Below are 17,652 nucleotides of genomic sequence, written 5' to 3' on the forward strand. Positions count from 1 at the left end.
GCCATCCTCGCCGAGCGCCAGGATCGACCCAAGACCGATCAAGGCGGGGGCTGAAATCCTCCTTCGAGGCATATCGATGTGCCCCCTCCTGATGTGCCGGTGTGGTCGCGGATCACCACGGCCAGGCTGGGGTACCCCGCCGCGGTGGGTCGCGAGATCGAGTCTTGAGTTTCCTCTGGAACATATTATAACTTATAACCAACCCGTCCGGGGGGTATACCCAATAGACGATCGGCAAGACCGACAATCGGTTGAAAGGGGGCATCGTGGGCTCACGCGCTTGTGTTAACCACCATCCGGTGCTCATTGCAGGTGCAGGACCCGTGGGCATGGCCAGCGCGCTGTTGCTGGCCCAACAGGGAATCCCCTCAACCGTCCTGGAGCGGCGGACAACCCCTAGCTGCGGCCAGTCCCGAGCCCTGGCGATTCAGCGGGACATCCTGGCGATGTTCGATCGCCTCGGTGTCGCAGACGAGATGCTCCGTGACGGTGCCAGCTGGTCAGTGGGGCGGACATACCTAGAAGACCGCGAGATCTTGCATCTGGAGTGGCCCGCCTGCGGCGACGAGATCTATCCGGCCTTCGTGAACTTTCCGCAGTTCCGCACCGAGGAGTTACTGTACGCCGCTGCGCGTGAGACCGGACTTGTCGACTTCCGTCATGGCCGACAGGTTCGTCGAGTGGACCAGGACCGGACAGCTGTCGTCGTTGAGGCGGAAGGGCCCGACGGTTCCGAGCGCTACTCGGGAGAACACCTGATCGCTGCCGACGGCATCGGCAGCACCGTCCGGAAGGCGCTGGGAATCTCCTTCGACGGGTGGCAGACCGAGGGCCGCTTCCTGGTCGCGGACTTCGAGGTCGACCTTCCACTTACCGTCGAACGCCGCTTGTGGTTCAACCCGCCGTTCTATCCCGACGGGATCGTACTCATGCACTGCATGGGCGGCGGGAAGTGGCGGATCGACTGGCAGATCGATAGCAACTTCGACGAGGAGAGCGAGCTACGGCTAGAGCGCATGACGGGGCGGGTCCGAAAGGTCATCGGTGACCTGCCGTTCACCGTGCTCCGCGCCAACACGTACATCTTTCAGCAGCGCCGTGCCCGCAAGTTCAGGGACGGGTCGATATTCCTGGTCGGGGACGCAGCCCACGTCGTATCTCCGTTCGGAGGCCGTGGCATGAACAGCGGGCTCGAAGACGCGGAAAACCTCGCATGGAAACTCGGCATGGTGATCAAGGGACAGGCCAGCCCGGCGCTGCTCGACACCTACGAGCAGGAGCGGATGGCCACTTCCGCACACCACGACGAGGTTACCGGCAACTCGGTGAAGTTCATGATCCCGTTCACCGCCGAGGGGCTCGTGGCGCGAGACGAGGTGCTGCATGCCGCTGCCGCAGACCCTTCCCAGGCAGCGCGCATCGACAGCGGGCAACTGTACAGTCCCTGCCCCTACACGGACTCGCCACTTTCGGTAGAGCTGGACGACGGGGGCGTTGCGTCGGCGGTGGACGCCACCGCTGATGATCCGGTTTCCCCCGGTCGGCTCGCGCCGGACGGATGGTGCCGACGCGGCGAAGCAGAGGAGCGGACGACCCTGCGCAAGGTGCTGGGCGGTCAGGTCAGCCTGCTGGTAGTGCCGGGCGCCGGCACCGACGCGCAAACGCTCGCCAAACGACTGACTGAAGCGTTGCCGGCGAACACGCGCGCCTATCTCCTCACCTCTGCCGAGAACCCCGTGCTGAGCCACGACGCAGAGTGTCTCTTTGACGAATCGGGAGCGCTGACCGGGCTCTACTCCGGCGAACCCGACCGCGCCTACCTCGTGCGGCCTGACTGCTACCTCGCGGTTCGGATGCACTTGCCACCCGCCGGCGACCTCGCTCCCATTCTGGCCCGGGCCCGTGCAGTCGTAGTATGAACGGCCAGAGTGAACCGGCCGGCGATCCCCTCGAACCGGCTGACGGACAGGGTTAGCGATCTTCCGATTCTATGATCTTGAGGGTGCCCCGAAGCTTCTGGAACGCCCCGGGATCGGCCCCAACACGGTAGTGGCCCTCCTCATCACCTGCGGTGATGAGGAGGGCCACTACCCAGTGAGGTCACCTTCGCGGCGAGGGCCGGGTTGCGGCGGCAGACCAGCCACTCGCGAGCCTACGAGCGCACCCCCCGGGGGCCCGCACGCCGGGAGTTATAATGTTTGCGTGGTTAATCGGGTCCCAGTCCCTTTGCCGAACAGTTTGGCCGAGGGCCTAACGGATAACATTAGGATGATGATCGTTCGGGGTGAGTTGCCCCCGGGGAGTCCGGTCAGGGCTCGCGACCTCAAGGAGATTTTCGGGGTTTCTCACATTCCCATTCGGGAGGCGCTCCGGACCCTCGAGGGTGAAGGTCTCATCAAGTATCAGTCCCACCGGGGCGCCGTGCCCACCGAGATCTCGCTCTCGGAGCTCGAGGAAGTTTACGCACTTCGACGCATGATCGAATGTGACGCTGCCCGTCGGTCCGCACCGAACTACACCGACGAGCACCTCTCCCAACTCGAGGCCAGCCTTGTCGCGCTTGAGACCACCCATGCGCAGGATCGGCACGGAGAAGAATTCTTCGCGGCCCACGGAGAATTCCACTGGCTGTTGCTCCAGCCTTACGCCGGCGTCTATACCGAACGCCTGCTTCGCCAACTGTGGGCGGCTTCGCGGCGCTACATCCACATGTCCATCGCGACCCGCCCCTTTCCCACCGTGGGGCACCACCGGGAGATTTTCGAGGCGGCACTGGCTCGAGACGCGGACCTGGTCACCACACGACTTGACGACCACCTGCGCATCACCGAAGACTCCTTGAAGGACGCCTGGGTGACGCGCTCCCCAGCCTGAAGGCTGGGGATTCGGCCCGTACCGCGTCATGCGGCACCTCTGAGGCTTCCTGTTTCTTCGGGCCGTGCCAAGCGGCTTTTCCTGCCCCGCTACGCGGGAGAATCCGCTTCGCTCCGGCCTGAACTGAAGGCCGGAGCTCTGCGGACGATCCCGTAGCGGCGTCATGACCAGGCGAGCCCGCGGGCGGCCATCCCGGCTTGACCGCTCGACAAGCTGCGTCACACCGCGTCGGCGGCGTGCTCCTCGAGCCACCGCTGGAGCGCGTGCTCAGCTTCGGCAGCGTCCTGTTCACCGAGATCCCTGACCTGATGGGTGAGCTCGACCCTGACCCCGTTTGGGTCCCAGACGTAGATCGACTCCCAGATCCCGTCATGGTCGATGGTCGGCGAGACCTCGATGCCCTCGGCCGACAGCCGGTCCCGCCACTGCTCCAGCTCGGCCGTGCTGCGCACGCCCAGTGCGATGTGGCGGGTGAAAGCCGGCAGGCCATCGTCCTTCTTCTCGTACTCTCCCTCCAACGCGAAGAACGCCAGGCAGTCGCCCCTGTCCGTGGCGTAGAAGACGTGGAGGAAGGGCGGAGAGGTTTCACCACTGGTCGAGGTGATGCCATCGCTGCGAATCGCGCCGGCAAAGCGGCACTTGAGCACGCGGGTATAGAAGTCGTGTGTGGCAGGAAGGTCCAGCGTCTGGTAGGCGACGTGGTTGACCCCAATGAGAGACGGGGGGTGGGTCTCAGACATTGTAATCCTCACTAGGTTATAATTTATAATGTTGCCATGAGTAGGCGAATGGTAGCCATCACGTTCGACAACATGGGCAACGCTGCGGATGTCGGACGTGGTACCGCCACGGGGCCAGACGAGTCCGAGCCCGGACTGCGCGTCGGATATCCACGTATCCTCCGGATGCTGGCGGACCTTGACTTGACTGCCACATTCTTCGTCGAGGGCTGGAACGCCGTCCATCACCCGGAGCGAGTCCGGGAACTGGCCGCAGCCGGCCACGAGGTCGGTCTGCATGGGTGGGTCCACGAGCCTTGGAGCACGTTGGACCCACTTTCTGAGCGGGCCATCCTGGCCGCGGGCAAGGCCGCCCTCGCGAGCATCGACGTCGAAATCAACGGGTTCCGGTCCCCTGGTGGCGGGCGGACCTCTCACACCCTCGCGATCTTGTCCGACCTCGGCTTCTCCTACGACGCCAGCCTCGGGTCGGGCTTCCAGCTGGATCAGACTGGAATCGCGCTGCTTCCGTTCATCTGGCCGGGAGTCGACTGGTGGTGGTACAACCAGCGGTCCCCGGTCGCGGACACCGCAACCTGGCGGCACGGATGGGAGCAGCTGCTCGACGACGCCGACGGCGGACACCCTCTGGTCCTCATCGCCCATGCGCGCGTGTCGGCCGTCGACGACGAACGCGCCGCGGCGCTGGCCGGCATCCTCCGCCGAATCGCCGAGGATGCCACCTTCGACGCGGTCCCGATGAGCGAGCTCGCCCAGCGCGTACGCGATCAAGGGCGGGGCCCGGTCGGATAGGTGGAATCAGCGACACAGGTGTTGACCAGTCGACCCAGGCCCGCGATCTCGGTCTCTATGACGTCGCCGGGGCGAAGGAACCGGGGAGGGTTACGGGTCGACCCGATCCCTTCGGGCGTTCCGGTGAACACCAGGTCCCCAGGACCCAGCGGAAGACGGGCGCTCAGCATGGACAACAGTTCGCAGACGTCAACCATCATCTGTGCGGTGCTCCCATCCTGCATGACCTCGCCATTGATCCGGCATCGGATCTCGAGGTCATGCGGGTCCGCCAACTCCTCGAGGGTCACCAGTGCCGGGCCGGTCGGTCCGAAGGTCCTGTAGGACTTCCCGATCGTGTGCTGGCCACCCGGAGCCTGGTGTTGCACCCGGCGATCGCTGAGGTCCTGGCCCACCATGAAGCCTGCGATGGCGGCCGCCGCCTCTTGGCGGGAACCGCGGTCGAGCGGCCCCCCGAGCGCGACGACGAGCTCGGCCTCCCAGTCGACGGACTCAGAGGGGAGAAGGACATCGTCGTTCGGCCCACAGAGGCTTCCGGGAAGCTTGGCGAAGACCAGCGGGAAGTCCGGCAGGTCCAGTCCGCTCTCCTGCACGTGGCCCGCATAGTTGAGCCCGATCCCGATCGACTGTCGTGGGTCAGGCACTGGCGCACCCAGGCGTGCTCCGGCCAGAGGCTGCCAGTCCTGTTCCGAGCCGAGGTCGGTCACGGCCTGCTGGGTCTGACGCCAAGACTGAAGGAACGCGCCGGGGGTGGCTGGCACCACGCCGGAGGTGGCGCGGGCGAGGTCGAGGTAACGATCGCCATCAAGCAGGGCAGCGCGTCCGTTGACGGTAGCGATGCGCATCAGGTCTTCTCCAGGTTGTTCAGGCCGCCGTGCGGCATCTCGTCACCCAAGTACGCCGCGGAGAGCGCTTCCTCGTCGGCGAAGTCGTCGGGTATTCCTCGGGCGATGACTCGGCCGCCTCTCATGACCAGCACGTAGTCGGCCAGGGCCAGCGCCCGGCTGGTGTGCTGCTGAACCAGCACCAGGGTCGAGCCCATGGCGCTGACGTCCCGGATCCGATCGAAGATCTCGTCGCACAGCACCGGGGCGAGTCCGAGCGTGGGTTCGTCCAGCAAGAGCAGATCGGGCTCGCCCATGAGCGCTCGCCCGATGGCCAGCATCTGCTGCTCACCACCGGAAAGAGTCCCGGCGAGCTGTCGTCGTCGCTCGGCCAGCCGAGGGAACAGCTGGTATATCTCCGATGACCGGTCCCGGCGCTTCCCCCAGCCGCCGAGCCGCAGGTTGTCGGCGACGGTGAGGCCACCGAAGACGTGCCGTCCCTCCGGCACATGGCCGACACCCGCCGCCCGAACCCGAGCCGCGTTCTGGGGCAGGCTCCGACCGCGGAAACGGATGCTGCCGCGGTAGGGCGCCGCTCCACAGATCGCCTTGATCGTGGAGGTCTTGCCGGCACCGTTGGCGCCGAGCAGGGACACCACCGCCCCCTCCTCGACCGTGAAATCAACCTCGTGCACGGCCTGTACGGCGCCGTAGTGCACGGAGAGGCCACGAACTTCAAGCAGTGTCATGCCGCGCCACCCAGGTAGGCCTGGACGACGCGAGGGTCCCGGCGTACATCAGCGGGTGACCCGGAGCTGATCACCGAGCCGAAGTCCAGCACGACCAGGTGCGAGCACAGGGACATGACCATGTCGATGTCGTGCTCGATCAGCAGGACCGTGGCCCCGTCGTCGGCCATCTGCCGAATGACGTGGGCCAGGGCACGGCGCTCACGGTCGTCGAGACCGGCTGCTGGTTCGTCCAGAAGCAGGAGCTGCGGCATGGCCGCCCAGGCGCGCGCCATCTCCACCTGCTTACGCTGCCCGTAGGACAGCTCTCCAGCGGGCACGTCCAGGAGAGTCGTGATGCCCAGACGTTCGGCGGCGCCGGTCACTGTGTCACGCTGGCGGCGTTCCTGAGCACGTACGGCAGAGCCCCGCACGATCGCGGCCAGCAACCCGGCCGAAGCGGTTCGCCGTGTGCCCAGCGCGATGTTCTCTGCCACGGAGGACTCCTCCAGCAGCTCTAGGTTCTGGAAGGTGCGGATCACGCCGCGGGCGGCCAGGTCCGTCGGCGCTTGGCCGAGCAGTTGATCGCCGTTGAACGTGGCCGCGCCAAGGTCTGGCTTGACCCACCCGCTCAGGCAGGACAAGAGGGTCGACTTCCCAGCGCCGTTCGGTCCTATGACGCCGGTCACCTCCCCGGGCTGCGCCCGGAAGGAGACTTCTTGGAGGGCGCGCACTCCGCCGAAGGAGTGCGCCAGCCCGGATACCTCAAGCATGTTCGGCCTCATCCCGGTGCCGCAGGCGCCGGAGTCGGGCCTGGACCATCCCGACTACACCGCCCCGCAAGAACATGACCGCCAACAGGAGCGCCACGCCGTACCAGAGCTGGAGGTTGGACGTCTGGCCGGTCAACCACTCCTGCAAGGCGACGACGGCCACCGCCCCGACGACTGCGCCGGCGACCGACTCCACGCCACCGATCACGACCATCATCAAGAAGGTGATGGACAGTGTCAGGGAGAAGCTGCTGGTGCCGACCGCCCCCAAGTGGTGCGCCAGCAGGGCTCCGCACAGGCCGGCATACCCTCCGGCCACGGCGAAGCTCCATACGCGGACGCGACGTGTGCGGACGCCGTACGCGCTGGCGGCAGGCGGCGACTGCCGGTAGGCGCGCAGGTCTTGGCCCCACCGCGAGGACAGGATCCGGCGGGCCAGCAGCACCGCGACGACCAAGACCGCCAGGCAGACGTACCAGAAGCGCAGCGAGGTGTTGATGATGAGGCTGCCGATGGCTGGTGATGGTGGGTTCAGACCGAGCGCACCCCCGAACAGCGCCGGGTCGCCGACGCCGAAGGCGGACCATCGGTTGATCACCTCGGGTAGGGCCACGGCGAATCCGAAAGTGGCGATCGCCAGGTACGGTCCGTCCAGCTTCAGGAACGGGTATCCCAGGGCCAGCCCGACGAGCATCCCGATAGCCGTCGCCAGCGGGAGTGCCAGCCAGAAGGAGACGTCCGCGCGAATCATCAACAGGGATGCCCCATAGGCGCCGACGCACACCAGCCCCGCGTGACCCAGCGAGATCATCCCGCCATGGCCGACCAGGACGGTGAGCCCGATCGACCCGATGGCATAGATCGCCATCAGGCACAGCACGTAGGTCCGGTACTCGCCCAGCGCCGGAGGCACCAGGACTGCGAGGGCCAGGACGACCAGGCCCGCCGCGTTCCGCCGCGTCGCGGTCATAGCTTGACCTTCGGCGCGCTACCGAAGAGCCCCTGCGGGCGGACCACCAGCGCCAGAACCAGGACAAGGAAGACGAACGGCGTGGCGAGCTGGGTAGAGACGTACCCCGCGACCAGGCTCTCTCCCACTCCGAGCAGCAGACCAGCGGTGATGGCGCCGCTCACCGAGGTGAGCCCCCCGACCACGGCGCCGGCAAGGGCCTTGGTGAGTACGTCGATCATCATGTTCACGTTGAGGTAGACGATCGGGGCGATCAGCACTCCGGCCAACACGCCTGCCATCCCGGCGACCGCCCACACGCTCCACACGATTCTGCGGACCGGAAGACCGGCGAGCTCCGCGGACTCCCGGCTCTCCGACACGGCCCGCATGGCGGCCCCCAGTCGGGTGAACCGGAACATCGCGGCCATGATCAGCGTGAGGCCGGCGACGACCACCAGGACGAGGATCGACTGCCGGCTCATGACAAGCCCGAACGCCTCGATCGGCGGTCCGGTGACCAACGCCGGGAACTCGTGGGTTTCCTCACCGAAGACCGCCAGGGTCAGTCCGTTGAGGGCCAGGAACAGCGCCACGGTCGCCATCACTTCGGTGAGATGCGTCCGGCGCCTCAGCCCCGAGAGAACGAAGGCTTCGATGCAGGGGCTGGCCACCGCTCCCACCAGCAGCCCGATCAGGAGCGCCAGCGGCAGCGGCAACCCTGCGGACCAGCAGGCGAAGACAACGAACGTCCCGAACGTCGCCAACTCCCCATGGGCGAAGTTGATGACTCCTGAGGCCCGGTAGATCAGCACGATACCGATGGCCATGGTGGCGTAGATACCGCCGGAGACGAGCCCCGACGCGACGTACTGCATCATGTGCCGCTCCCAGCCCTCGAACTCATTTGCCGACCGGCTTTCCCTGCGGGTCGAGGAAGTCGGAGATCGACTTGAAGGACCCGCTCTGGACTTCGACGATCTCCTGAGCGTTGACGGCTTGGTGGTCGGTCGCCGACATTGTGATCGGAGGCGTCAGCCCGGTGTCGAAGCCGCTCAGGGACTCCATCGCCTTGAGGAACGACTCGCAGGTCAACGACTGCCCTGCCTTGTTCAGGCTCTCCACGATGGTGGTGGCCGAGGCCCATCCGAGCATGGTGTAGGCGTCGATCTTGACCCCCGGCTGGTACTTCTCCATGGCGGCCTGGTGCTGCTGCAGAGCCGGACCCTCGGAGTCGGCCGACGGGTAGTAGTTCGCGAAGAGCGTTCCCTCGGCGAGTTTGGGGTCCACCAGATCGAAGAGCTGGACACTGAAACCGATGTTCGAGACCAGCAGGGTCGGGTCGTAGCCGATCTTGCTGCCTTCCTGCAACACCTTGGCCACCACGTCCGTGCGACCGAACATCACGACCGTGTCAGCGCCCGAACGCCGCAGGTTCAGTACCTGGCTGCCCACACTCTGTGCGGCGACGTCGAAACGCTCCACGGCCACCGGCTCGATCCCGATGGACTTCGCCTCCGCGAGGAAGGGGTCCACCCACTCGGTGCCGGCGTCGTCCGCCTGGGCGAGCACCGCGACCGATTTGCCCTTGCCCTTGTCGGCGAGGTAATGGGCGAACATGCGAGCCTCGTCCGGGTAGACGGGCTGGAATCCGAAGACCAGCGGCTTGAGCGGTTCGGCCCACGTTCCAGACCCGGACACCGGGAACAGGAACGGCACCTTGGCACTCTTGACATAGTCGACGACGCCGTGGCCCGCAACGGTCCCGACGACGCCGGTGAGGGCGAAGACCTTGTCCTGCTCGACCAGCCGACGAGCGTTCGCGGCCGTCCGGTCCGGCGCTCCCTGGTCGTCGTAGCTCTTGTAGTCGATCTTGCGACCGTTGACGCCGCCGTTGTCATTGATCGACTGGAAGTAGGCTGACCGGCCCGCGTCGATCGGCTTGGTGACCGCCAGCGGACCCGAGAACGGAAGCGAAGCCCCGATCGAGATCGACTTATCTGTGATCCCTTGTGTCACGCAGGCGGCGGTGGCGCCGTTTCCGGGAGATGCCGCGTCACCGTCGCCCGCGTTTCCGCAGGCCGTAACGGTGAGCAGGGTGACTACTGCTGCGGCCCCAAGTTTCATGTTCATCTGAGCTTCCTTCCAACTGTTATAACTTATAACATGGCCCTGTGGTCAAAGGAAGAGCGCTGTTTCCGCGCATGGCACCGCCGGATCCAGAGGGGTTGCCGACCGAAACGAGGGAGTTGCTCGAGGCCTGCCGAGCACGTTCTGGGTTACCGCAGACACCGTTCATCTACGGTGTGCTCGCGGTTCACCCAGCACTGCTTTCCCGGCTGGTCGGAGCGGGACTCGGTCGGATGCCAGACGCCTTGCTGGCGCCGGCTGATCGTGAACTGCTGGTGCTGCGTACTCTTCGCAACTGCGGCGGCGAGTACGAGTGGACTCATCACGTACGTCAGGCGCCCGGTCGCGGGTTGGATACGGATGGCGTACGTCTGGCCCGGGACGGCGCGCACGACGACGGCAGCCGCGAGGCTTTGTTGGTGCTCGCCGCGGACGACCTCCACAGCGAACACACCTTGTCCGCGCAGACTTGGCAGCGGCTCGAGAAGCACCTGAGCCACGCCGAGATTCTCGAACTAGTGGTCCTGGTGGGCTTCATTCGCGTCTTCGCCCTGGTGGGGAACGCGTTGTGCCTGCCGCTGGAGCCGTGCATGCAGGAACGTGTCGACCGGCCCTGGCCGGTGGAGGTGAAGCCCGAATGAGTACAGAAACGACGTACCAGGGACTCGTGGTCCGCGGGCTCGCCACGTTTTCTGACCGGCCGGCTCTCGTCGACGGGGACGTCAGGTTGAGCGGTCGGCAGCTTGACGCCCGGGTCGCCCAGATGGTGCAGGCTTACCGGGATAACGGCCTGCGGACGGGTGACCGCGTGGCACTGCTGGGCGCGAACTGTGCGGACTATGTGGTGGCGCAACTGGCCGCGGTGGCGCTGGGGGTGACGTACACGGGTCTGCACCCGTTGGCCTCCGTCCCTGAGCTCGCCTCGGTGTTGCGCACCCTCGCACCCGAAGCGCTGGTCTTCGTTCCCGACAGCTCTGCCACAGTCGCAAAGGTGCGCGACCATCTGGGCCGGCATGAATGCCGGTTCTTGTCCCTGGGCCCCGGTGAGATCGGCGTCGACCTCTGCGAGCGTCGCGACGAACAGGACACGACGTCCTCGACGTCATCCCTGTGGGTTCCGGTTTCTGCCGATCATGTGCCATCGATCTCTTTCACGGGCGGCACGACTGGGCGCTCGAAAGGGGTACTGCGTTCACAGCGGTCGTTGGCGTGCTCGGTGACCACCATGATGGCCGAATGGGACTGGCCCGCGGAGCTGCGGTTCCTGGCGGCCGCGCCGCTCAGCCATGCCACGGGGTCGATGGTTCCCGCGGTCCTTCTACGTGGCGGGTGCGTGCACATTCGCGCCGGCTTCGACCCGATGGCTGTGGTGAAGCAGATTCGCCGCGAGAAGATTACCTCGACCTTCCTGGTCCCCACCATGCTGTACCGCCTGATCGATCTCCCATCGTCCGTCGACGCCGACCTGGCCAGCCTCCGCCACGTCATGTACGGTGCGGCCCCGATGTCTCCCGGCCGTCTGGCCGAGGCGATTCGAAGATGGGGGACGATCTTCAATCAGCTCTACGGGCAGGTCGAGGCTCCGAACACCATCGCCACCCTGCATGTCGCCGACCACCGTCTCGATGTCCCAGGGCGACTGGCCAGTTGCGGCCGGCCCACATTGGCCAACGAGGTCCGACTGATGGACGAGAACGGCTACCCGGTTCCTTCGGGCATGCCGGGGGAGATCTGCGTGCGTGGCCCATTGGTGATGGACGGGTACCTCGACGACCCAGACGCCACCCGCGACGCGTTCCGTGACGGGTGGCTGCGCACCGGGGACATGGCCACCAGCGACGCTGACGGATTTCTCACGATCGTTGACCGCCGCAAGGACGTGATCGTCTCGGGGGGATTCAACATCTTCGCCGGGGATGTCGAACGCTCACTCGCGATGCATCCCGCGGTGTCGGAGGCCGCGGTCATCGGCACCCCCGACGACCTGTGGGGAGAAGCCGTGACCGCCTACGTCGTGCTCCGCGAACCCGCGCTGGACCCGCGCGAGCTCGTCGCACACGTGCGTGCCGACCGCGGCTCGGCATGGGCTCCCAAGCACATTCACATCGTGGACGCGCTGCCCCTGACCCCGCTCGGGAAGCCCGACAAGCCCGCCCTCCGTCGCCGCCACTGGCCGGTCGACGGCAGGGCGGTCAACTGAGGACCGGCTCGGAGGTGTTGGAGATGAAACTTTTGGACATCGGTTCCGGCTTCCTTTCCATCGCGGGGGCAACAGTGCTCGCGGTGCTCGTAATAGCCAGGGCGCAGGCTGCCGGTCGCGGCATGGCCACTCCGAGCGGACAGGGGACACAACAATGAAGAGGGACGCCGTAATCGCGGCAGCTGTGCGCACACCGATCGGACGTCGAAACGGCAGCCTGAGTGCCATTCATCCGGCCGACCTGACCGCGCACGTCCTCAATGCGGTGCTTCATGAGACCGGCCTAGAGCCAGACGTCGTGGAAGACGTGATGTGGGGATGTGTCACCCAGATCGGCGACCAGTCCAGCAACGTCGGGCGCATGGGGCTACTCGCCGCCGGTTGGCCTGTGCGGATCCCCGCCATGACCGTCGACCGTGCCTGCGGCTCCAGCCAGCAGGCGCTACACCTCGCGGTCGCGACCGTCCTGTCGGGTATGCAAGACCTAGTCGTCGCCGGCGGTGTCGAGTCGATGAGCCGGGTTCCCCTGGGTTCTGCCCGGGCTGTCGGGGAGCCCTATGGCAAGACCGCCCTGGACCGCTTCGGGGTCCCTGAGTTCAGCCAAGGGACAGGAGCCGAACTCATGGCCGAGCGCTGGCAGCTCTCGCGCTCTGAGCTCGACGAGTTCGCGGCTCGGTCCCACGAGCTGTCGACCCGTGCCTGGGATGCCGGCGCATTCACGGCCCAAACCGTGCCCGTGCCGACCCCAGGGGGGTCCGTCACCCGCGACGAAGGGATCCGCCCTGGCACGACGGTCGAGACCCTGGCCGGTCTACGCCCGGTCTTCCGTCCCGATGGCGTCATCCACGCCGGGAACGCCTCCCAGATATCCGACGGCGCGGCGGCGTTGATCGTGACCACCTCGGAGCGAGCGCATCAACTGGGGCTCACCCCGCTGGCGCGTTTCCATACGGGAGTGGTGGTCGGGGATGACCCAGTCATGATGTTGGGCGCGCCCATACCGGCCACCGAATTGGCCCTGCGACGTTCTGGACTCAGCATCGACGACCTGGGCGCGTACGAGGTCAACGAGGCCTTCGCCCCGGTGCCGTTGGCTTGGCTGCGCGAAACCGGCGCGGATATGTCACGACTGAACCCTCTCGGTGGGGCGATCGCGGTGGGGCACCCGCTTGGCGCTTCGGGCGCCATCCTTGTGACTCGCCTTGTTCACCATCTCCGCGATCAAGGGCTCCGTTTCGGGTTGGTGACAATGTGCGAAGCCGGCGGTATGGCCAATGCGACGGTGCTGGAGTGCCTTCGCTGAGGCAAAGAACCCGCTGACCCCAGCCGTGGCCACGATGTCCTTGCGCCGTACACCGATCGGCAGACGCCGCGGTCAGGGTGTCCTTGATGAGCCGGTTCGTTCCTTCGGCACGGGCGTTGGTGATGCCCGTGGTGATGAACGCGAGCGTCTCGGGCCACCACTCGGAGATGGTCTCAGCGATCCTGGCCAGCTTGGGGATGTCGGCGTTCCCGCACCAGGAGTAGAAGCGGAACAGCCGGCGAGAGATCACCGAGCGTGGGCCTGGTCGCGGGCGCAGGCCAGCAGCGAGCGGAGTTCCTCCTTGGTGATCCAGGCGGTGAGGATCTGTCCGGTCGGCTCGTGGTCGATCAGGTCGTTCCACATCCGCACGAAGGCGTGGTCGGACAGGCGTTCGCGGGCGCGGAGCAGCCGTCGGCGGTTGGCCCATTCGGGGTCGGTGGCGCTTCCGCGCCTGCCGCTCCTGGGAGCGTTCGATATGCACCAGCCGTCCCGGTCCGGTCCCTGCTTCGGCGACGCGCTCCACCTTCACGACCGCGATTTCCGGCCTGCCGAAAAGGATCGAAGTACTGTCGTCCACAGCCCGTGGCCCCCATCCACTGAAACTGTCGTGATCAACAGCCAGTGTCGTGGGGTCACGGGCTTCTGCCTGTCAGGCCACGCCCACATATCTCCCCGTCAAGATCGAAGAGCCCCTTATCCTGCGCCTGGTCCGGGAGAACCCGTCCTGGGGTATCGGCGGGTGCACGGCGAGTAGACCACGCTCGGCATCAAGGTGGCTGCGTCCACGGTTTGGGAGATCCTCAAGCAGGAAGGTCCTTGATCCGGCTCCCGAGCGGACGTCCACGTCGAAGAGCCTCTTTTTGGGGCTCCTGGCATTCATCCGCACGTCTGCACGAGCGTGCCTGTTCCTGTCCGGGAAAGCTCTAATGTCCGAGTCGATCTCGGTGAGAAAACGTTACTGCGCGCCCGCCTACGATGGTGCGATCAACCGTGATCGACGCAACCTCCTCGGGGCGTACTGAGAACGGGTCGGCATCGAGGACGACCAGGTCGGCGAGCCGTCCCGGAGCGATGGTTCCTTTCTCGTTCTCTTCACTGACGCCGCGCGCGGCCCAACTGGTGAACATGCGTACTCCTTCCAGTATCGAGGTCCTGTGTGGCGATGGTCGGCCGTCCGGCGTCAAACGCGCTGCGGCTGCAGAGATGTTGTTGAGGGGGGCGACGCCCTCGGGGACCGTCCCCGTCGAGTCACTCGCGCCGATGATTCGATGGCCGGCATCGATCAGACTGCGCAGTGGCTGGAAGTACGGTCGGTGCGTCTCGGCCGACATCGCGAAATGCGGAGTGGCCACCAGCCCGACCGAGGCGCGAGCGGCCAGCCCGGCATCGGCGACGTCCATGTAGTCAGCACCGTGTTCGATGCGATGCCGCACTCTCGACGGCCGGGTGGCGTCCTGGCGTGCTCCGATCACCGAGTTGCACGCCATCCGCACTGCTTCTGGCGTGACCGCATGCATCATCACCTGAATGCCGGCCGCATCCGCCTTGCGGATGAACTCCGTCAGTTGCGCCAGCTCCCATTTCGAGTCGTCCCGCTCCACCCCGTAGGCATCAGCGCCTTCGCCGTCGACGAAGATCTTGACACCGCCGAAACGCAACCGGTCGTCTCCGAAGCCGGACTCCGGACCCCATGAGATGACGTCGTCGAGTGTCGCCGTCCGCGGGACGTGCACGTAGAACCGGACGCGAAACGGCAGCTCGCCCGATCGCGCCAGCCGATGGAGGGCTCTGACGTCCTCGCTCGAGGTCGGAATGGTGCTCAGGCTGGTCGTGCCAGCTCGCGAAAACAGCGGGATCGAGTGAGCGCGGAGCGAGGCGACGACGTCTTCCGCGCTGGCTGTCGGCAAGCGATCCCAGACCTCGGTGAAAACCCCGGTCATGCCGTTCGCGTCTGTGTCGACACTGATCCACCCCGGCAGCCGAGACGGATCATCGAGTCCGAGCGCGTGAATCGCGGCGGAGTTCAAGCAGGCGACATGCAGCCCGGCTAGGACGACAAGTGGCTGGCCGGGGCTCACCCTGTCGAGTTCGTCCTTATGCGGAAGTCGTCCATCGACGACTTTGCGCTGCAGCCCGAACGAACTGCGAGCGATGATCCAGCCATCCGGCTTGTCGTGGCGGGCACGTTCGAGGAACGCATAGATGTCGCCGAGGCTTCGATACGGTGGCGTATGCACCGCCAGATGATTGTCGAGGGACGCGACAGTCAGTTCCAGGTGGCAATGGCCGTCGATGAAGCCGGGAAGGACATACTTCCCGTCCAGGTCGACGGCATCATCCACCTGCTCGTCGTCGAAGCTGTGCGGATCGCCGACGTCGGCGATCCGATGACCCGCTACGATCAGATCCGCGAGTCGCGGAGCCTGGTCCTCGCCGACGAGCACACTCGCGCCCCTCAGGAGAATTCGTGGATCGGTCATGCCGCCGCCTCTCCGTCATCGACCAGGACGGCCCGACCCGGATCCCAACAGACGGAAACGTTGTCCCCCCGAGAGAAACGGGCCTCCGAACTCGCACTTTCGCGGAGTTGCCCACTCGATCCGTCCAGGTAAGAAACCATGATGCTTCGGAAGGATCCGAAGTAGGAGATGTTCGTGATCAGCGCCGAGACCTGGTTCTCGTCCGGTCGCGCCTCGTCCGCCTGGCGAACGAGGAGATTTTCCGGACGGACAACGATTGCGGCGGACTTGGTTGCCGGCGCCCCACCGTTGAACCGCAGTGGGACTCCGGCGAATTCGAGAGTCTGCGCGGATGTCACACGGCCGCGGAAGACATTCGATTCACCGAGGAACTGCGCGGCGAAGAGCGACCTTGGCTGCTCGTAGAGCTCGGACGGCGTGCCGACCTGCAGGATGCGCCCCTCGTTGAACAGCACGATTCTGTCGGAGAGTCCGAGCGCCTCGTTCTGATCGTGGGTGACAAAAAGGAATGTCGTTCCGACTTCGCGGTGGATGCGACCGATCTCCACCTGCATCTGGTCGCGAAGCGCCTTGTCAAGGGCACTGAGCGGTTCGTCCATCAGAAGCACCGGCGGCTGATAGACCAGCGCCCTGGCTAGCGCTACGCGTTGTTGCTGGCCTCCGGAGAGCTGTTTAGGCCTTCGATCTTCGAGCCCGCCCAGCCGGACCATCGTGAGCACATCGTTGATCCGCTTCGAGACCTCGTGCTTCGAAAGACCTCTGCCATGAAGTCCGAACGCCACGTTGTCCCGTACGCTCATATGAGGAAAGAGCGCGTAGTTCTGAAAGACGATGCCGAGGTTCCGTTTGCTCGGGGGGACCTTGGTCACGTCACGGCCGCCGATCTCGATGCTTCCAGAGGTCGGACGGACGAAACCTGCGATCGTGTTCAGAGTTGTCGTCTTCCCCGACCCAGAGGGGCCGAGGAAAGTCACGAACTCTCCGCCCTCGATCGTCAGCGACGCGTTGTCGATGCCGATCGTCCCGGATCGGAACCGTTTGGTCACGGACCGGAGCCTGACTCCGCTGCTGTTCGTCGACATCAGGAAGAAGCCCCCTTGGGTCTGCGGTTTCGGACGATCACGGGGAGAAGGACGACCATGGTGGTCAGGGCGAGAATCACGGTCGACACGGCTGCGATGGTCGGGTCGACTTGATTCGTCACGCTCACGAACATCTCGATCGGCAACGTACGGATGACTGGCGACTGCAGGAAGCTCGCGGCGACGACCTCGTCGAACGAGGTCACAAAGGAGAAGAGCGCACCGGCGCCGACACTGGGAGCGATCGCGGGAAGCGTCACACGCGCGAAGGTTCTCCAGGCGCCGGCGCCAAGGCTGGCCGCCGCGCGCTCAAGCGCCGGATCCGTGGAACTGAGACTCGACAAGACGGTCACGACCACGAACGGAAGCGCCAGGACCGTGTGAGCGAGGAGGAACCCCTGCAGGTTGCCCGTCAGGTGCCAGCGAAGGTAGGACGCATAGATGGCGACGGCGGAGACAATGCCAGGAATGATCATCGGAGCCACCAGAATTCCGGTCACGACCGCTCCGACGCGGCCGGGATACCGATGGATGCCGAGCGCTGCGGCGGTGCCGAGCAGGGTGCAGATCACCATCACGAGAACGCCGAGAAGAATCGACGTACCGATCGCCGACCACCAGCGCGGGCTGGAGACGATGTTCTCGTACCACTTCAGCGACAGGCTGGACGGTGGAAACGTGAAGCTCTGCTTCGCCGAGAACGAGATCGGCACGACCGCGAGCAGCGGAGCGACCAGCAGGACGGCGACGAGGGCGGCCCAGATCCAGAGCCCCCAG

At 65.7% G+C, this 17,652-nt stretch carries 17 protein-coding genes and 2 pseudogenes; 7 read left to right on the plus strand and 12 right to left on the minus strand.

From position 1 onward, the window contains the following. The first annotated feature begins 266 nt into the window (after positions 1-266). From QSK17_RS16950 to QSK17_RS16955, 3 genes and pseudogenes are all read left to right on the plus strand, one after another. The gene (locus QSK17_RS16950) at positions 267-1,919 is read left to right on the plus strand and encodes an FAD-dependent monooxygenase (protein WP_285705763.1); all 1,653 of its coding nucleotides are present in this window, start codon (positions 267-269) and stop codon (positions 1,917-1,919) included. Between the two features lie 283 nt (positions 1,920-2,202). Next, positions 2,203-2,409 (plus strand): annotated as a pseudogene (locus QSK17_RS36165) (GntR family transcriptional regulator); the annotation flags it as partial. Positions 2,410-2,421: 12 nt separating this feature from the next. Then, positions 2,422-2,874, plus strand: a complete 453-nt coding sequence (locus tag QSK17_RS16955; RefSeq protein ID WP_285705764.1) for a GntR family transcriptional regulator — start codon at positions 2,422-2,424, stop codon at positions 2,872-2,874. A 218-nt stretch (positions 2,875-3,092) separates the two neighbouring features. Here the strand turns inward: QSK17_RS16955 and QSK17_RS16960 are convergent, their stop codons facing one another. Continuing rightward, the gene (locus QSK17_RS16960; RefSeq protein ID WP_285705766.1) at positions 3,093-3,614 is read right to left on the minus strand and encodes a VOC family protein; all 522 of its coding nucleotides are present in this window, start codon (positions 3,612-3,614) and stop codon (positions 3,093-3,095) included. Positions 3,615-3,686: 72 nt separating this feature from the next. Between QSK17_RS16960 and QSK17_RS16965 the strand changes: the two genes are divergently transcribed. Beyond that, the gene (locus QSK17_RS16965) at positions 3,687-4,406 is read left to right on the plus strand and encodes a polysaccharide deacetylase family protein (RefSeq protein ID WP_285705894.1); all 720 of its coding nucleotides are present in this window, start codon (positions 3,687-3,689) and stop codon (positions 4,404-4,406) included. Here the strand turns inward: QSK17_RS16965 and QSK17_RS16970 are convergent. The 6 genes from QSK17_RS16970 to QSK17_RS16995 are packed head-to-tail and all read right to left on the minus strand — an operon-like array spanning position 4,382 to position 9,813. Continuing rightward, the gene (locus QSK17_RS16970) at positions 4,382-5,251 is read right to left on the minus strand and encodes a fumarylacetoacetate hydrolase family protein (protein ID WP_285705767.1); all 870 of its coding nucleotides are present in this window, start codon (positions 5,249-5,251) and stop codon (positions 4,382-4,384) included. The two genes, QSK17_RS16965 and QSK17_RS16970, sit on opposite strands and share 25 nt — an antisense overlap. Continuing rightward, positions 5,251-5,979, minus strand: a complete 729-nt coding sequence (locus QSK17_RS16975; RefSeq protein ID WP_285705768.1) for an ABC transporter ATP-binding protein — start codon at positions 5,977-5,979, stop codon at positions 5,251-5,253. Before QSK17_RS16975 ends, QSK17_RS16970 begins: the two co-directional genes overlap by 1 nt. After that, on the minus strand, positions 5,976-6,731 hold the full coding sequence (locus tag QSK17_RS16980; protein ID WP_285705769.1) for an ABC transporter ATP-binding protein: 756 nt from the start codon (positions 6,729-6,731) through the stop codon (positions 5,976-5,978). The genes QSK17_RS16975 and QSK17_RS16980 overlap by 4 nt, the downstream gene beginning before the upstream one ends. Further along, positions 6,724-7,701 (minus strand): branched-chain amino acid ABC transporter permease, encoded by a 978-nt coding sequence (locus tag QSK17_RS16985; RefSeq protein ID WP_285705771.1) that lies wholly within the window; start codon positions 7,699-7,701, stop codon positions 6,724-6,726. The genes QSK17_RS16980 and QSK17_RS16985 overlap by 8 nt, the downstream gene beginning before the upstream one ends. Beyond that, the gene (locus QSK17_RS16990) at positions 7,698-8,561 is read right to left on the minus strand and encodes a branched-chain amino acid ABC transporter permease (RefSeq protein WP_285705772.1); all 864 of its coding nucleotides are present in this window, start codon (positions 8,559-8,561) and stop codon (positions 7,698-7,700) included. The genes QSK17_RS16985 and QSK17_RS16990 overlap by 4 nt, the downstream gene beginning before the upstream one ends. A gap of 22 nt (positions 8,562-8,583) precedes the next feature. After that, positions 8,584-9,813 carry an ABC transporter substrate-binding protein gene (locus tag QSK17_RS16995; RefSeq protein WP_285705773.1) on the minus strand — a complete coding sequence of 410 codons (1,230 nt, stop codon included), beginning with the start codon at positions 9,811-9,813 and terminating at the stop codon, positions 8,584-8,586. Between the two features lie 41 nt (positions 9,814-9,854). Between QSK17_RS16995 and QSK17_RS17000 the strand changes: the two genes are divergently transcribed. The 3 genes from QSK17_RS17000 to QSK17_RS17010 all read left to right on the plus strand — a co-directional run bounded on the left by QSK17_RS17000 (position 9,855) and on the right by QSK17_RS17010 (position 13,313). Continuing rightward, a complete protein-coding gene (locus tag QSK17_RS17000; RefSeq protein ID WP_285705775.1) occupies positions 9,855-10,451 on the plus strand; it encodes a carboxymuconolactone decarboxylase family protein in 597 nt (198 codons plus the stop codon). Beyond that, positions 10,448-12,010: an AMP-binding protein gene (locus QSK17_RS17005; RefSeq protein ID WP_285705776.1), complete on the plus strand. Its 1,563-nt coding sequence runs from the start codon at positions 10,448-10,450 to the stop codon at positions 12,008-12,010. The genes QSK17_RS17000 and QSK17_RS17005 overlap by 4 nt, the downstream gene beginning before the upstream one ends. A gap of 154 nt (positions 12,011-12,164) precedes the next feature. Further along, positions 12,165-13,313, plus strand: a complete 1,149-nt coding sequence (locus tag QSK17_RS17010) for a thiolase family protein (RefSeq protein ID WP_285705777.1) — start codon at positions 12,165-12,167, stop codon at positions 13,311-13,313. 136 nt (positions 13,314-13,449) lie between these two features. On the opposite strand, the pseudogene QSK17_RS36170 reads toward QSK17_RS17010, so the two are convergent. The 5 genes and pseudogenes from QSK17_RS36170 to QSK17_RS17035 all read right to left on the minus strand — a co-directional run. Then, a pseudogene (locus tag QSK17_RS36170) lies at positions 13,450-13,563 on the minus strand (hypothetical protein); the annotation flags it as partial. After that, positions 13,560-13,682, minus strand: coding sequence for a hypothetical protein (locus QSK17_RS17020; protein WP_285705779.1), 123 nt, complete (start codon positions 13,680-13,682; stop codon positions 13,560-13,562). The gene QSK17_RS17020 and the pseudogene QSK17_RS36170, both read right to left, overlap by 4 nt. Positions 13,683-14,236: 554 nt before the next feature. Beyond that, positions 14,237-15,793 (minus strand): amidohydrolase, encoded by a 1,557-nt coding sequence (locus tag QSK17_RS17025; protein ID WP_285705780.1) that lies wholly within the window; start codon positions 15,791-15,793, stop codon positions 14,237-14,239. Then, complete coding sequence (locus tag QSK17_RS17030) at positions 15,790-16,839, minus strand: ABC transporter ATP-binding protein (RefSeq protein ID WP_285705781.1); 1,050 nt, start codon at positions 16,837-16,839, stop codon at positions 15,790-15,792. Before QSK17_RS17030 ends, QSK17_RS17025 begins: the two co-directional genes overlap by 4 nt. 35 nt (positions 16,840-16,874) lie before the next feature. Then, on the minus strand, positions 16,875-17,588 hold the full coding sequence (locus QSK17_RS17035) for an ABC transporter permease (protein WP_285705783.1): 714 nt from the start codon (positions 17,586-17,588) through the stop codon (positions 16,875-16,877). Between the last annotated feature and the right edge of the window lie 64 nt (positions 17,589-17,652).

The sequence above is a fragment of the Microtetraspora sp. NBRC 16547 genome (assembly GCF_030268965.1).
Taxonomy (GTDB): domain Bacteria; phylum Actinomycetota; class Actinomycetes; order Streptosporangiales; family Streptosporangiaceae; genus Microtetraspora.

What these genes read in the sequence shown, in the direction of transcription:
- QSK17_RS16975 (WP_285705768.1), bottom strand. Translation starts at nt 5,979, where the DNA reads ATGACACTGCTTGAAGTTCGTGGCCTCTCCGTGCACTACGGCGCCGTA.
- QSK17_RS16960 (WP_285705766.1), bottom strand. Translation starts at nt 3,614, where the DNA reads ATGTCTGAGACCCACCCCCCGTCTCTCATTGGGGTCAACCACGTCGCC.
- QSK17_RS17005 (WP_285705776.1), top strand. Translation starts at nt 10,448, where the DNA reads ATGAGTACAGAAACGACGTACCAGGGACTCGTGGTCCGCGGGCTCGCC.
- QSK17_RS17010 (WP_285705777.1), top strand. Translation starts at nt 12,165, where the DNA reads ATGAAGAGGGACGCCGTAATCGCGGCAGCTGTGCGCACACCGATCGGA.
- QSK17_RS16965 (WP_285705894.1), top strand. Translation starts at nt 3,687, where the DNA reads ATGGGCAACGCTGCGGATGTCGGACGTGGTACCGCCACGGGGCCAGAC.
- QSK17_RS16995 (WP_285705773.1), bottom strand. Translation starts at nt 9,813, where the DNA reads ATGAACATGAAACTTGGGGCCGCAGCAGTAGTCACCCTGCTCACCGTT.
- QSK17_RS17025 (WP_285705780.1), bottom strand. Translation starts at nt 15,793, where the DNA reads ATGACCGATCCACGAATTCTCCTGAGGGGCGCGAGTGTGCTCGTCGGC.
- QSK17_RS16990 (WP_285705772.1), bottom strand. Translation starts at nt 8,561, where the DNA reads ATGATGCAGTACGTCGCGTCGGGGCTCGTCTCCGGCGGTATCTACGCC.
- QSK17_RS16980 (WP_285705769.1), bottom strand. Translation starts at nt 6,731, where the DNA reads ATGCTTGAGGTATCCGGGCTGGCGCACTCCTTCGGCGGAGTGCGCGCC.
- QSK17_RS16985 (WP_285705771.1), bottom strand. Translation starts at nt 7,701, where the DNA reads ATGACCGCGACGCGGCGGAACGCGGCGGGCCTGGTCGTCCTGGCCCTC.
- QSK17_RS16970 (WP_285705767.1), bottom strand. Translation starts at nt 5,251, where the DNA reads ATGCGCATCGCTACCGTCAACGGACGCGCTGCCCTGCTTGATGGCGAT.